The following is a 14275-nucleotide window of genomic DNA, read 5'->3' as shown; positions in this document are numbered from 1 at the left end:
AGCCGGTCTCAGCGGGTGGCGGCGAATGCGCTCAGAATGCGGCGCTCGGGGCGCTCCAGACCGGCATGGCGCTCGGCCTGCGGCACGACGCGGCTGCCGCGCTCGGAGGTGTCGGGGCCAAGCTGCGAGAGAACCCGCGCCGGCATCGGCAGGGCGTTCGCCCGCTGGGCGGCCGCCGCCGATTCGACGATGGCGAGGAAGCGCGAGCGCTGCTTCGGGTCGAGCCCGGCGCGGCGATCGGCGTTCGGCATCTCGTCGAGCTGCGGCGCGGACGCCCCTTCCGGGCGCGTTGCGGCCTCGGCGCGGCCGATGAACAGCCGGTCGATCTCGTTCGCCGCATAGGCGATCGCGCCCTTCAGCGTCTCGACATGGTCGCCGAGCTGCTCCACCGCGGCCGTATCGAGAACGGCACCGGCCAGCGCAGCACCCGGCTCGGCGACGACGCGCTTGGGACCGTCCTGCTCCTTGCGGGCGACCTCGGTCAGGATCTTCAGCGGATCGAGCGTGGCATGGACCTCGCTCGGGCCATAGGCCGCCGCCACGGTCCCGGCAACCGGCGCGGACGGCGCATCCTTGGCCTTCGCAACCTCGCTGCGCGGCTTGGCCGCCTTGGCGATCTCGGCCTTGGTGCCTTCGTCGAGCGAGGCCACCAGCATGGCCGGATCGGTCTCCTGCGGCGCTTTCGGCTTGTCGATCAGTTCGGCGAAGGGCCAGGCGGCCTTCAGGCCGGCGACGTCGAGCGACGAGACATTGACGTCGATGTCGGTCTTGGCGCCCTTCACCCGGTAGGGGCAGCTGCGGCTGTTGCAATTGTGCATGGAGGAGAACTGCCACAGGGCGTAGCTCGGCCAGGTCTCTTCCGGGAACTTGCCGGTGATGTCCTCGCGGTAGCGGGCGTACCAGAGCGGCAGGCGCGACAGCAGCGGATATTCCGCCTTGTTCTGGGAGATGTAACGCGCCGTCGAACCGTTGGTGTAGAGGACGGGATAGCGGCCGGTGCGGATCTTGATCTGGTCGGCGAAGATCTCGGCGTCCGACAGGCTCATCCACTCGTCGCTGTTGTCCTCGATGTCGAGGGCGATCAGGTCGTCCTCGGCCGGCTCGGCGAAGTCGACGAAATGGTCGGCCTGCTCGCGCGGATTGCCCGGACGGCCGAGATGGTAGGCGCCCCACAGGAGCCCCTTCATCTTCGCCATCTCGCGACGGGTCATGTAGAGTTCCTTGGTGACGGAGTACTTCCACCACCGGTTCTTGCAGAGCTTGTAATCGTCACCGCTGGACTTGCCGCAGCTCCATTCGGGCGGCAGACCGTCCGAGGCCTTGTTGATGAAGCCGGCGATGCGCTTGTCGGAGGCGAGTTCCTGCCAGTTGATGGGATTGAACTCGTAGGCGTCGATGACGAGAGCGTTGTCCTCGGATTTCCAAGGCGCATTCCATTCTGCCTGTGCAGGCGTCGCGCTGACCAGCATGACGCCGGCAGCAAGAGTACAGGCGAATTTCAGGGCAGCCGCAAAGGCGGCGCTCGTCTTCGTCATTCGGTGGTTTCCCCTCGAAGTCTCTTGCAGTCGAATGGGCCGGGAGGCGATCCCCTGAGCATCCGCTCCAATCCGCCAATCGGCACTGTCAGACCCTTCTCATCGAATTCTGGCAGGTTCCGGGCATCCCGATCACGAAATGTTACAGCCTGCGGCGCGCTGTCCGAATTGCTGCGGGAATGCAAGCAATTTGACACAAGTCTTCATGTTATCGAAGCTTATGTTTACCCGAGGGTTAACGGCGCGGGCGCGCCCGGCCCGGCGGGCCTGAAACCCGCTGTTCGATCAGCCGATGACGCGCAGCGCGAGGCACAACGCAAAACGGCGCCCGCATGGTGTTGCGGACGCCGTCTGCTGTCGTGTCAGGCCTTGAGAGCCGCCTCAAGCGGCTAAGTGGGTCAGCCGGAGATGCGCGAAAAGTCCGCGACGCGACGCGTTGCCGCACGGATGCGGTCGAGCAGCGCCAGACGGTTGGCGCGCACTGCCTCGTCCTCGGCATTGACCAGCACGGTCTCGAAGAAGGCGTCGACCGGAATGCGCAATTCGGCGAGCGCCGTCATGGCGTGGGCGTAGTTCTCGACCGCGAGCGCTGCGTCGAGCTCCATCTCGGCCCGGTCGATGGCCCCGGCCAGCACCTTTTCCTCGTGCTCGCTGAGGAGATCGAGCGACACGGCGTCGGCGACGCGGGTGCCCTTCTTCTCCTCGGCGGCGAGGATGTTGGCGGCGCGGCGGGTGCCGGCGAGAAGGTTCTGGCCGTCCTCGGTGTCGAGGAAGGCGCCGAGCGCGGTCACGCGGCGGGTGACGTCGAGGAGGTCGTCGCCGCGATCGCCGCCCGATCCGCCGGACAGCACCGCATCGACCAGATCGTGACGGGCGCCGGATTCGCGCAGCTGCACCTTCAGCCGGTCATGGAAGAAGGCGAGAAGGTCGCTGGCCGGCATGAAGCCGCCGAGCGCCATGACGAGGTCGTTGTCCAGCACCAGCCGGATCACGCCCAGTGCCGCACGGCGCAGCGCATAGGGGTCCTTGGAGCCCGTCGGCTTTTCGTCGATCGCCCAGAAGCCCACCAGCATGTCGAGCTTGTCGGCCAGCGCCACGCAGATCGCCACCGGATCGGTTGGCACCGAATCCGTCGGCCCGAGCGGCTTGTAATGCTCTTCGAGCGCCGCCTGCACCGACGGGTGCTCGCCCTGCAGCGCCGCGTAATAGCGGCCCATCAGCCCCTGCAGCTCGGGGAACTCGCCCACCGCCTCGGTGGTCAGGTCCGCCTTGGCGAGCACGGCCGCGCGCTTCACGAGCGTCTTGAGGTCGTCCGCCGATACCTTCGCGCCGGCGAGCGTCGCGCCTTCGGGATACACCGTCGCGGCGATCTCCTGCGCCAGCGCCGCGATGCGGCCGACGCGTTCGCCCTGGGTGCCAAGCCTGGCGTGGAAGGTGACGCCCAGCGCGTCGAGCTTGGCCATGCGCTGATCGAGCGGTTTCGCCAGATCGAGTCCGAACTTTTCGGCCGCGGGGGCCAGCGCGTCACGGCCCGGCAGGTCGGCCTGGTCGGTCTGCCAGAAATACAGCGCGTCGGAGAGCCGTGCGCGGACGACCTTGCCGTTGCCGCGGGCGATCTCGGCGCCGCCGTCGCTGGCGGCGATGTTGGAGACCAGGACGAACTGGTTCGACAGCGTGCCGTCGCCGCCCTGCCGGCGGGTGACGAAGCACTTCTGGTTGACCTTGATGGTCAGCTGGATGACCTCGGGCGGGATCTGCAGGAAGGTTTCCTCGAATTCGCCCATCAGCGTCACCGGCCATTCGACCAGGCCGGAAACCTCTTCCAGCAGCGCCTCGTCGGGCACCACTTCCAGCCCGCGGGCAAAGGCAAGGTTCTCCGCGTCGTGGCGGATCATGTCCTTGCGCCGCTCGGCGTCCAGGACCACGAAGGCCTTTTCCAGCCCGGCGACATAATCGTCGAAGCGGCGCACGCGGAACTCGTCGGCCGCATGGAAGCGGTGGCCGCGCGTGACATTGCCGGCCCGGATGCCGTCGACCTCGAAGTCGACGACCACCGGCTCCTCGGTTTCGGGCCCGAAGGTGCACAGGATCGACTGCAGCGGACGCACCCAGCGCAGGCTGCCGGGCGCGCGCGAGGCCGGACCCCAGCGCATGGATTTCGGCCAGGGGAAGCCGCGGACGATGCCAGGCATGACCTCGGCGATGATCTCTTCCGCCGGCCGGCCGGGCTTGCGGATGGTGGCGACGTAGAAATCGCCCTTCTTGGGATCGGACTGGATCGTCGCCTCGTCGATCGAGGCGAGGCCGGCGCCGCGCAGGAAGCCCTGGATGGCCTTTTCCGGCGCGTCGGTGCGCGGGCCCTTGCGCTCGTCGACGACGTCCCTCGAGCGGGCATCGACGCCCCGCACGTCCAGTGTCAGCCGCCGCGGCGTCCAGTATTCGCGGGCGCCCTCATAGGTCAGCCCCGCCTCGACCAGCGCGTCGGTGACGAGTTTCCTGAGATCGCCCGCCGCCTTGCGCTGCATGCGCGCGGGGATTTCCTCGGAGCGAAGTTCGAGCAGAAGGTCGGGCATGGGCTCGGCTTATCCTCGCCCTCCCCTCGATGGGGAGGGTCGGCGCGTGTGCGCCGGGGTGGGGTGGCAGGAACGACCGGTCCCCATCTGCCGCCTGCGCGGCCCCCGCAAGAGGAGGCTGGGGGCAAGATCATCGATCGTCCCACGTTCGGCGTCGCTCTTCGACCACGGCTCGGATCGTGTCAAGGATGGCAATGCGTGCGCTCGCCCCTGTCAGGAGCTGCCGGGCTTCGGCCGCGGACGCGGCTTGCCGACGCGCGCCGGCTTCGGCGGTTCCTCGCCGGGGGGCAGCAGCCGCCGCGCCGCCACCTCAGCGCGGATGCTGTCCAGCACCGTCGCCGCATCGGCCCGCACGGCGCTGTTGGCATAGCGCAGTACCAGGTAGCCGCGGTCCGCCAGCCAATCGTCGCGCACGGCGTCCTTCGCCGCCTGTTCGGGACGGTCATGCTGGGCGCCGTCCACCTCTATGACCAGGCGCAGGCGATGGGAGACGAAGTCGGCCAGATACGGCCCGATCACCACCTGCCGATGGAAATGCGCTCCCTCGACGGGGATCAGGCGGATGCCGCGCCAGAGGCTCTCCTCCAGCGCGGTGGTCTGCGAAGCGATGGCGCGGCGCGCGCGATGCGCCTTCGCCTCGCGGCGCGTCATCGCCATGGCGGCGAGCCGTCAGTTGCGAACGCAGCCGTCCTCAGATCGCGCCGTCCAGCGTGTCGCAGGCACCGAAATCGCCGGTTTCGAAACCGCGGCGGAACCAGGTCTGGCGCTGTTCGGAGGTGCCGTGGGTGAAGCTGTCCGGCACCACCGTGCCCTGGCCGCGCTTCTGCAGCGTGTCGTCGCCGATCTGCCGGGCCGCGTTCAGCGCCTCGTCGATATCGCCATCCTCGATATAGCCGGCCTGGCGGGTATCGTGGCCCCAGACGCCGGCATAGCAGTCGGCCTGCAGCTCGACCCGCACCGACATGGCGTTGGCCTCGGCCTCGCTCATATTCTGGCGGGCCTGGTTGAAGCGTGGCAGCACGCCGGTGATGTTCTGGATGTGGTGGCCGACCTCGTGGGCGATCACATAGGCCTGGGCGAAGTCGCCCGGGGCGTTCAGCTGGTTGCGCAGCTGGTCGAAGAAGCTGAGGTCGATATAGAGCTTGCGGTCCGACGGGCAGTAGAACGGGCCGCTGGCCGAGCCGGCAATGCCGCAGGCCGATTGAACCCGGTTCTCGAACAGAACGAGGGTCGGCGCCGGATAGGTCTCGCCGGCCGCCTGGAAGCGCTGGCTCCACACATCCTCGGTGTCGGCCAGAACCGTCGCGACGAAATCGTCGGTCTCGTCCGCCGTGCCGGCGACGCCGGGGCCGGACCGGGTGGTCTGGACGCTGCCGCCGCCCCCGCCGCCGCCGGCCATGCCGAGCAGCTGCATCGGGTTGATGCCGAAGCCCAGCCACAGGACCAGCGCGACGATGATGATGCCGATAGTGCCGCCACCGCCGGCGCGCACCGGCAGGCGCATGCCGCCGCCACGGCCGCCGAAGCCGCCTCCCGAGCCGCGCCTGTCCTCGATATTGCTGGATTGCCTGCGTCCGCGCCACTGCATGCGATCGACCTCTCGTCCGATGGAAGGCGAGCACTTAAGGCGCGGCGCGCGATGTTACAGCGTCAGGCGGAAGAATGATGTCTCGCGGCCCGGATCGCGCCGAGCCTCAATGGCCGAGGCGAAGCTCGCGGCCCATGCGCCGGATCTCCGCGTCGCCCTGCCGACGGGCCCGGCGGTCGGCCGCCATCTGGTGCCAGATGCCCCATGTTCCGGCGATGAACATCGCGGCGACGGCCAGCAGACCGGCGCCCACCAGCAGAGCGGAAAAGACGTAGAGAAGATCACTCATCAGGAGCTGCCTTCATCCGGGGACACCATGGCGAGGCGCCATTCGACCAACTCGATCACGCTGGAGCCGGCGGCAAGCCGCAGGCAGTTCCTCAGCACCTCGGCGTCGGTTTCCCGCATGATATACGGCCCAAGCACGCGTGACCTCGGAAAAGAGGATCAGGCGGCGGCGATCGCCGCGGACGCTCCGCCCGCTTCGGTCAAGAGGAACGCCTCGCCGCAGGCCTTGGCGAGGGTGCGCACCCGCAGGATGTAGCTCTGGCGCTCGGTGACCGAGATCACGCCGCGCGCGTCGAGCAGGTTGAAGACGTGGGAGGCCTTGATGCACTGGTCGTAGGCCGGCAGCACGCAGCGATGCAGCGGGCTCGCCCCCTCCGGCGCGCCGGCGGCGAGCACCGCCAGGCATTCGGCCTCGGCGTCCTCGAAATGCTTCAACAGCACCGCCGTGTTGGCGATCTCGAAATTGTAGCGGGAATATTCCTGCTCGGCCTGCAGGAAGACGTCGCCATAGGTGACCTTCTCGTCGCCCTCGCGGCCGTTGAAGTTCAGGTCGTAGACGTTGTCGACATTCTGCACATACATGGCCAAGCGCTCGAGGCCGTAGGTCAGCTCGCCCGCCACCGGGGCGCATTCGATGCCGCAGACCTGCTGGAAATAGGTGAACTGCGACACTTCCATGCCGTCGCACCAGCATTCCCAGCCAAGGCCCCAGGCACCCAGCGTCGGGCTCTCCCAGTCGTCCTCGACGAAGCGGATGTCGTGCAGCTCGGTATCGATGCCGATGGCCTGCAGCGAGCCGAGATAGAGCTCCTGCAAATTGGACGGGTTCGGCTTCAGGATCACCTGATACTGGTAATAATGCTGCAGCCGGTTGGGGTTCTCGCCATAGCGGCCGTCCTTGGGCCGGCGCGAGGGCTGCACATAGGCGGCGTTCCAGGGCTTGGGGCCGAGTGCGCGCAGGGTCGTCGCCGGATGGAAGGTGCCGGCCCCGACCTCCATGTCGTAGGGCTGCAGCACGACGCAGCCGTAATCGGCCCAGTAGCGGTGCAGCGTCAGGATCAGCGCCTGGAAGGAACGGCGCGGGTCCATGTGCGGGGGAAGATCAGACATTTCGCGGAATCCGGCTTGCGGCCCCTCGAAGGAGGCGGGAGTTGGCCGCGAGTTGCCACGAGCGCCGCGAAGCGGTCAAGGCACGGCGCGTTTCGCCGGGCCGGACGGGGCCGTGGCGAGGCGTCGCCGGCGGCCTGAATGACAACGGGGCGGATCATCGAGATCCGCCCCGCCTTCGATCTCGGAAATCCGCGCCGGCGCCTTACGGCGTCAGCACCACCTTGGTGCAATTGTCGGTCTTGTCGCGGAAGGTCTTGTAGAGCTCCGGACCATCCTCCAGCGTGCCGCGATGGGAGATGAAGGAGGTGGTGTCGAACTGCCCCTGCTGGATGCGCCCGAGCAGGTCGTCGGCCCATTTGTTGACGTGGGTCTGGCCCATCTTGAAGCTCAGCGACTTGTTCATCGCCGCGCCGAAGGGGATCTTGTCGACGAGGCCGCCATAGACGCCCGGCACCGAGATCGTGCCGCCCGGACGGCAGACATAGATCATCTCGCGCAGGACATGCGGGCGATCGGTCTCGGCCATGATCGCCTGCTTGGCGCGGTCGAACAGATGCTCGGCCTCGTAGCCCGAATGGGCCTCCATGCCGACGCAGTCGATGCAGCATTCCGGGCCCTTGCCCTCAGTCAGGTCGTTCAGCCGCTCGACGGTGCTCTCTTCCTGGAAATTGATGGTGATGGCACCCATCCGCGCGGCGATCGCCAGGCGCTCGGGCACCTCGTCGATCACCACCACCTGCTTGGCGCCCTGGATGATGGCGCTCTGCAGGGCGAAGAGGCCGACCGGGCCGGCGCCCCAGATCGCCACCGTGTCGGTGGGCTGGATGTCGCAGTTCTTGGCGCCCTGCCAGCCGGTCGGCAGGATGTCGCCGAGGAACAGGACTTCCTCGTCGCTGAGGCCTTCCGGCACCTTGACCGGGCCGAAATCGGCGAAGGGCACGCGGACATATTCCGCCTGGCCGCCGGAATAGCCGCCGGTCAGATGCGAATAGCCGAACAGGCCGGCCGTGGTGTGGCCGAACATCTTGGCCGCCGTCTCGGCATTGCGGTTGGAGCGCTCGCAGACGGAGAAATTGCCGCGCCGGCACTGGTCGCATTCGCCGCAGACGATGGTGAAGGGCACGACGACCCGGTCGCCGACCGCCAGCTTCTTGTTGTCCTTGCCGACCTCGACCACCTCGCCCATGAATTCATGGCCGACAATGTCGCCGGATTCCATGCCGGGCATGAAGCCGTCGTAGAAATGCAGGTCGGAGCCGCAGATGGCGCAGGCCGACATCTTGATGATGGCGTCGCGGCCATGCTCGATTTCGGGATCGGGCACCGTCTCGCAGCGCATGTCGTGCTTGCCGTGCCAGGTAATGGCTTTCATGGCGGAACTCCGGGATCATCGCGTTCGTGGGATGACCGGGTAATCCCCGCAAAGCGCGCCGAGTTCCGACACCTGCGTCCTGCGAATGGGCAGCCGCCTACGCAACCGGCGGTTCATAAGGGATCAGCGGACCAAGCGGGACCTGAAAGGCAAGGACGCGTCATCGCGCATCGCGCGGCGCTTGAACGGCGTCACGCGATGCCAGGACCCGCGCTGGCGCGGATCTCAGTCCTTCTTGATGCGATAGACGCCGTCGGGGCCACGCACCAGCGTGCCCTGCGCGCCCGTGCGGCTCTCGGCCTCCGAGCGGCGATTGTTCTCCGACACCCGTTCGGCATCGCGCTTCATCTGCTTGTAGCCAAACAGCGCGGCGGCCCCCACGAGACCCAGAAGTAGTAACTGCGGCATGTAGGCGATCATCGCTCCGTTCCCCGACAATTATGCGCCGTGGCCACGACCTTGGCAACCAAAAGCGGCAGGATCACAGCGGCCCGCCCTTCACATTCGCGGCGAGGCGGCCGTGATCGTAAGGCCGCACCGCCCGATGCCTGTTCACAGGCCGAAACGGGCCCAGAGCGCCCGCTCCTCGGCGACGCCCATCACCTCGCGGGCAAAGCCGGCGCCGATCCCGGCCAGCCCGTCGCCCGCCGCCATGCCGGCGTGCACGCCAGGCTGCGGACGCCCGAACAGGGTGCGCTTGGCCTGCACCAGTTCCAGCTTCACCTTCTTGCCGAAGCGGGCCCGCAGCGTGCCGCGCAGATCGCCCAGCCGGTCGACGAGGCCGAGTTCGAGCCCGCGCAGGCCGGACCAGAACAGGCCGGTGAAGAGGTCGTCATGATCGGCGAGCTTCGTCCCGCGGCTGTCCTTGACCAGGTCGATGAAGGTCTTGTGCACCTCCAGCTGCAGCGTCTTCAGATGCTGGACATCCTCCGGCCGCTCGGGCTGGAACGGGTCGAGGGTCGCCTTGTTGCTGCCTGCGGTGTGGACGCGGCGCTCGATGCCCAGCTTGGCGATCGCCTCGACGAAGCCGAAGGAGCCGGAGACGACGCCGATCGAGCCGACGATGGAGGACGGGTCGGCGATGATCTCGTCGCCGGCGCAGGCGATCATGTAGCCGCCGGAGGCCGCCACGTCCTCGACGAAGACCAGCACCTGCTTGTCCTTCTCCTCGGCGAGATCGCGGATGCGCTGGTAGATCAGCCGCGACTGGACGGGCGATCCGCCGGGCGAATTGATGACGATCGCCACCGCCGGTGCCTTCTTGTGGGCGAAGGCCTTGGCCAGGAGCGGCGCGGCCGAGGCCAGCGACAGCGACGGCCGCAGCGCCGTGCCGCCCGAGGAGATCATGCCGCTGAGCCGCACCACGGGAATGACCGTGTGATCCGGGCGCAGGCGGGCGGGAACGAGTTTGGTCAGACGGTTCGCCAAGAGGATGGGCCTTTGTCGCAGAACAGGATGCCCTTCATGTAAGCGTCCCGCACCGCTTCGCAACGCAAGGCTGCGGCGCCGGTCGCTACTAGCAGCCGAGATCGGCGGTCCCCTCCGCCACCGCCGTCGCGAACTCGGTCAGCGTGCCGTCCGGCCGGTGCAGGATGCGCGCCGGCAACAGGCTCAGCGGCGCCCGCGATCCCTTGCGGCCGAGCACCAGCAGTCGCGGCGCCGGCGCGTCGGCGCGCGCATGGATCGCCAGGAGCCGCAGCGCCCCGATCCGCCCGTCGCAGGCCGCCAGCAGCGTCGGCAGCGCGTCGGTGCGCACGATGGTGGCAAAGCGGCCGCCATGGGAGAGCAGCGCGGCACAGGCGCGCACCCAGCGGGCGAGGAAATCGCCGTCCGCCGCGCTCATCGCCGCGGCGCGCAGCGGATCGGGCGAGATCCGGTGGTCGTGCGGATGGTAGGGCGGATTGGTCAGGACATGGCCGAAGGCGCCGTCACCGAGCCCCGCCGCCGCGCGCGCCGTGCCGCCGGCGAGGATGTCGGCCTCGACGAGCCGCAGGCGCCCGGCCAGTTCGGAATTGGCCGGCAGCTCCAGTCCGCGCCGGGCGAGATCGGCCATGACCGGGCTGTTTTCCACCAGCGTGACCTCGACGGAGGCGTTGCGGCAGGCCGCCGCCAGCCCGACGGCGCCGGCCCCCGCGCCGATGTCGGCAAGGCGCCCCGTCGCCGTCGCCGGCAGGGTCGCGGCCAGCAGCAGCGCGTCGAGGCCGGAGCGATAGCCGCGGCCCTGCGGCTGCATGAGGGCGAAGCGGCCGCCATAGAAGCGGTCGCAGCGGGTCGCCATGTCGGCCCCGCAGGACGCGGGTGATTGCGGCTCAGGAGAGTTCATGACCGAGGTCGGCATCCTTGAGGATGCGGCGGGCCTGATCCATGCGATCGGTGTCCACCAGCACGCGGCGCGGCAGGACGCCGATCGATCCATCGAGGATACTCATATGGACATCTGCGAGGAAATGCGGAATGTCCGCATCCTTCAGCAGTGCATCGACGAAGGACAGCAGCACCGCATCGTTGGACCGCATGAGTTCCTGCATGAATGGCTCCGCGAATCTTGACGACCGAAGCCGACGAACGGGACGGCCGATGACGACCGCAACGCCCCTTAAGTGCCTGAAGAGCGCCGGCCATAGCAAGCGCTCGAACCGCGAAGCCGCCGCGCCGCAGGCGACGCACCGTCGCGCGGCCTTTATAACCGCGATCGGGACGCCATCTGTGCCCTCGACAAGCCGCCTCGCCCGTGCGAGCGCAGCGACGCAAACCCACGGAGTAGCATTGTGAGCCTGGCCAGCCCCGTCGAGCGGACCGACAGCCGCGCCTCGATCGAGCCGATGATCGCGGTCACGGCGCCGGACATGGCTCGCGTCAACGACCTGATCCTCGCCATGGCCGGATCCAACGTCGAGCTGATCCCGGAAATCGCCGAGCATCTGATCTCGTCGGGCGGCAAGCGGCTGCGGCCGATGCTGACCATCGCATCCGCCCTGGCCCATGATTATCGCGGCGACGCCCATGTGAAGCTCGCCGCCAGCGTCGAGTTCATGCACACGGCGACCTTGCTGCACGACGACGTGGTCGACGAGAGCGACCTGCGGCGCGGCAAGAAGACGGCGCGCACCATCTGGGGCAACCAGGCCAGCGTGCTGGTCGGCGACTTCCTGCTCGGCCAGGCGTTCAAGACCATGGTGGAGGTCGGCTCGCTGACCGCCCTCGACATCCTGTCCACCGCCTCCTCGGTCATTGCCGAGGGCGAGGTCTGGCAGCTGTCGGCCGCCAAGCACATGACCACCAGCGAGGCGGACTATCTCGCCGTGATCGACGCCAAGACGGCGGCGCTGTTCGCGGCGGCCGCCGAAGTCGGCCCGGTCATCGCCGGCGCCGGCGAGGCCGAACGCACCGCCATGCGCGACTATGGCCGCAGCCTCGGTCTTGCCTTCCAGCTCGTCGACGACGTCCTCGACTATGGCGGCACCGCCGCCGCGCTCGGCAAGAACACCGGCGACGATTTCCGCGAAGGCAAGATCACCCTGCCCGTCATCCTCGCCTATCAGGCCGGCGACGACACCGAGAAGGCGTTCTGGCGCGAGGCGATGGAGGGCGGTCGCAACGACGACGACGCGCTGGCCCGCGCCACCGCGCTGATCCACCAGCACGGCGCACTCGAAGAGACGGTCCAACGCGCCCGCCAGTATGGCGAGGCCGCCTATGCCGCCGCCAGCGGCCTGCCGCAGAGCCCAAGCCGCGACGCGATGCTGGGCGTCGTGGAATTCTGCATCGACCGGGTGAGCTGACCCATCGTCGCGGGGGCGAGACTCCCGCCGCGGGTCGCATTCCCGACAATCTCTGGGTCCAGAACGGGCGGGACTTGCATTGCCGTGTGGCTTGGCTTCACCTCGGCGAATCGGCCAGACAGGTGACCGGCATCACATTCGACCACGAAACGCGGCGTTCGATCGTCTGCGGGCGTGCCCCGGGAAGAGGATTTCACGTGCACAGAATGCGGCTTCTGAGACTTCTCACCGTCACGCTTCTGGCCGGCGCCACCGCGGCGCCTGCCCTGGCTGCGGCGGATACGGCAGCGAGCGAACCGGCCCCGATCACCGCCCAGTCCCTGTCCGGCGCCTATCTGGCCGCCAAATCCGCCCAGATCGGCGGCGACATGGCGACGGCCAGCGATCTCTTCGTCCAGGCCCTGTCGATGGACCCGACCTCGCAGCTGCTCCAGCAGGACGCGATGTTCGCCTTCCTCGCCGATGGCCGATTCAAGGACGCCGTCGACATCGCCTCGAAGCTGCGCGACGTGCCCGAGGCCGGCAAGGTCGCGCGGATCGCGCTCGGCGTCGACGCCCTGTCGAAGGGCGCCTTCGACGCCGCGATCGCCGAATTCGACGTGGTCGATCCCAGCGACCTCGACGCGCTGCTGCTGGGTGAGCTGATGGCCTGGGCCGATGTCGGCGCGGGCCGCGTCGACGAGGCGCTGCTGCGCATCGACAATCTGCAGGGCGCGCCCTGGTTCGCGGTCTTCAACGCCTATCAGAAGGGCCTGATCGCGGTCGTCGCCGGGCGCGACGACGTCGCCCGCCGCGCGCTGCATCTTGTCGTCGACGACCAGAACAATGCCCGCACCTCGCCCGACGCCTATCTCGGCGCCGCCGAGGCGCTGGCGCGCCTGGAAGTGCGCGACGGCAAGACGGACGCCGCGCTGGCAGCGCTCCAGACCGGCCTCGACCTTGTGCCGACCTACGACCCGCTGCTGCATCTGAAGGGCCGCATCGAGAAGGGCGAGACCATCGAGCCCGCCGTCGCCAGCGTGCAGGAGGGCGCGGCCGAAACGCTCTACATCCTCGGCCAGGCGATCAATCGCGGCGACGGCCAGCAGGTCGCGCTCCTGTATTTCCAGATGGCGCGGGCGCTGGCGCCCCGGAACCCGTCGCTGCTCACCGCGCTCGGCGGTATCGCCGAACGCTCGGAGCGGCTGGAACAGGCGATCGCCTTCTACCGCGAGATCCCGGAGAACTCCGCCTATCGCCGCACGGCCGAGCTGCAGATCGGCCTCGACCTCTGGTATTCGGACCAGAAGGAGGAGGCCAAGGCGCATCTGGAGCGCGCCGTGCGCAGCTATCCGGAGGACCCGAAGGCCCACACCGCGCTGGCCGACGTGCTCGCCGCCGACAAGGACTACGCTCCGGCCGCCAAGGCGCTGGACACGGCAATCGAACTGACCGAGGCGACCGGCGAAGCCAGCTGGAACCTCTATTACCAGCGCGGCATCGCCTTCGAGCGGACCGACCAGTGGGACAAGGCGGAGAAGGATTTCCGCAAGGCGCTGGAACTGTCGCCCGACCAGCCGCAGGTGCTGAACTATCTGGGCTATTCCTGGGTCGACAAGAACGAGAACCTCCAGGAAGGCCTCGACATGATCCGCAAGGCGGTCGAGTTGCGGCCGAATGACGGCTACATCATCGATTCCCTCGGCTGGGCCTATTACCGCCTCGGACGCTACGACGAGGCCGTCGAGCAGCTCGAACGCGCCGTGCTGATCACGCCGATGGACCCGACCATCAACGACCATCTCGGCGACGCCTACTGGCATGTCGGCCGCAACCGCGAGGCCCGCTTCCAGTGGGAGCGCGCGCTGATCGGCCAGCCCGAGCCGGAAGAGGACGTCAAGGCGACGATCCGCGCCAAGATCGAGGACGGCCTGACCGCGGCCAACGAGCGGGCCGAAGCCGAGGATGGCGACGACACCCGCAAGGCCGCGGCCGCCGAGGCCCCGGCACCGACGGGCGACGCGCCCGCCACCAAGGTCGAGTGAGCG

General features: G+C 68.3%; 13 protein-coding genes. 2 read left to right on the top strand and 11 right to left on the bottom strand.

The window, feature by feature from the left end; genetic code table 11:
- Positions 1-8: 8 nt before the first annotated feature.
- From H536_RS23165 to H536_RS0107895, 11 genes are all read right to left on the bottom strand, one after another.
- Positions 9-1535: a glycoside hydrolase family 25 protein gene (locus tag H536_RS23165; RefSeq protein ID WP_024349960.1), complete on the bottom strand. Its 1527-nt coding sequence runs from the start codon at positions 1533-1535 to the stop codon at positions 9-11.
- 398 nt (positions 1536-1933) lie between these two features.
- The gene (gene glyS / locus H536_RS0107945; RefSeq protein ID WP_024349959.1) at positions 1934-4108 is read right to left on the bottom strand and encodes a glycine--tRNA ligase subunit beta; all 2175 of its coding nucleotides are present in this window, start codon (positions 4106-4108) and stop codon (positions 1934-1936) included.
- A gap of 213 nt (positions 4109-4321) precedes the next feature.
- Positions 4322-4765: an endonuclease domain-containing protein gene (locus H536_RS0107940; protein WP_051141530.1), complete on the bottom strand. Its 444-nt coding sequence runs from the start codon at positions 4763-4765 to the stop codon at positions 4322-4324.
- A gap of 34 nt (positions 4766-4799) precedes the next feature.
- Entirely contained in the window at positions 4800-5696 is an 897-nt protein-coding gene (ypfJ, locus tag H536_RS0107935) for a KPN_02809 family neutral zinc metallopeptidase (protein ID WP_024349957.1), read from the bottom strand.
- A 106-nt stretch (positions 5697-5802) separates the two neighbouring features.
- A complete protein-coding gene (locus tag H536_RS0107930) occupies positions 5803-5985 on the bottom strand; it encodes a hypothetical protein (protein WP_024349956.1) in 183 nt (60 codons plus the stop codon).
- 158 nt (positions 5986-6143) lie between these two features.
- Positions 6144-7094 carry a glycine--tRNA ligase subunit alpha gene (locus H536_RS0107920; protein ID WP_024349955.1) on the bottom strand — a complete coding sequence of 317 codons (951 nt, stop codon included), beginning with the start codon at positions 7092-7094 and terminating at the stop codon, positions 6144-6146.
- A 202-nt stretch (positions 7095-7296) separates the two neighbouring features.
- Positions 7297-8466, bottom strand: coding sequence for a zinc-dependent alcohol dehydrogenase (locus tag H536_RS0107915; protein ID WP_024349954.1), 1170 nt, complete (start codon positions 8464-8466; stop codon positions 7297-7299).
- A gap of 225 nt (positions 8467-8691) precedes the next feature.
- Complete coding sequence (locus H536_RS0107910; RefSeq protein ID WP_228240113.1) at positions 8692-8886, bottom strand: hypothetical protein; 195 nt, start codon at positions 8884-8886, stop codon at positions 8692-8694.
- A 132-nt stretch (positions 8887-9018) separates the two neighbouring features.
- On the bottom strand, positions 9019-9894 hold the full coding sequence (locus H536_RS0107905; RefSeq protein WP_024349952.1) for a S49 family peptidase: 876 nt from the start codon (positions 9892-9894) through the stop codon (positions 9019-9021).
- Positions 9895-9982: 88 nt separating this feature from the next.
- Positions 9983-10744: an SAM-dependent methyltransferase gene (locus H536_RS0107900; protein ID WP_024349951.1), complete on the bottom strand. Its 762-nt coding sequence runs from the start codon at positions 10742-10744 to the stop codon at positions 9983-9985.
- A 31-nt stretch (positions 10745-10775) separates the two neighbouring features.
- Positions 10776-10994 (bottom strand): putative signal transducing protein, encoded by a 219-nt coding sequence (locus H536_RS0107895; protein WP_024349950.1) that lies wholly within the window; start codon positions 10992-10994, stop codon positions 10776-10778.
- Between the two features lie 294 nt (positions 10995-11288).
- On the opposite strand from H536_RS0107895, the gene H536_RS0107890 reads away from it, so the two are divergent.
- Together H536_RS0107890 and H536_RS0107885 are read left to right on the top strand one after the other, a co-directional pair.
- Positions 11289-12248, top strand: coding sequence for a polyprenyl synthetase family protein (locus H536_RS0107890; protein WP_162142655.1), 960 nt, complete (start codon positions 11289-11291; stop codon positions 12246-12248).
- A 206-nt stretch (positions 12249-12454) separates the two neighbouring features.
- Positions 12455-14272, top strand: coding sequence for a tetratricopeptide repeat protein (locus H536_RS0107885; RefSeq protein ID WP_035694659.1), 1818 nt, complete (start codon positions 12455-12457; stop codon positions 14270-14272).
- Positions 14273-14275: the final 3 nt, after the last annotated feature.

The organism is Aurantimonas coralicida DSM 14790, assembly GCF_000421645.1.
GTDB classification, from domain to species: Bacteria; Pseudomonadota; Alphaproteobacteria; order Rhizobiales; family Rhizobiaceae; genus Aurantimonas; species Aurantimonas coralicida.
Note: the sequence above shows the minus strand (reverse complement) of the source record. Positions and strands in the feature narration are given on the sequence as shown.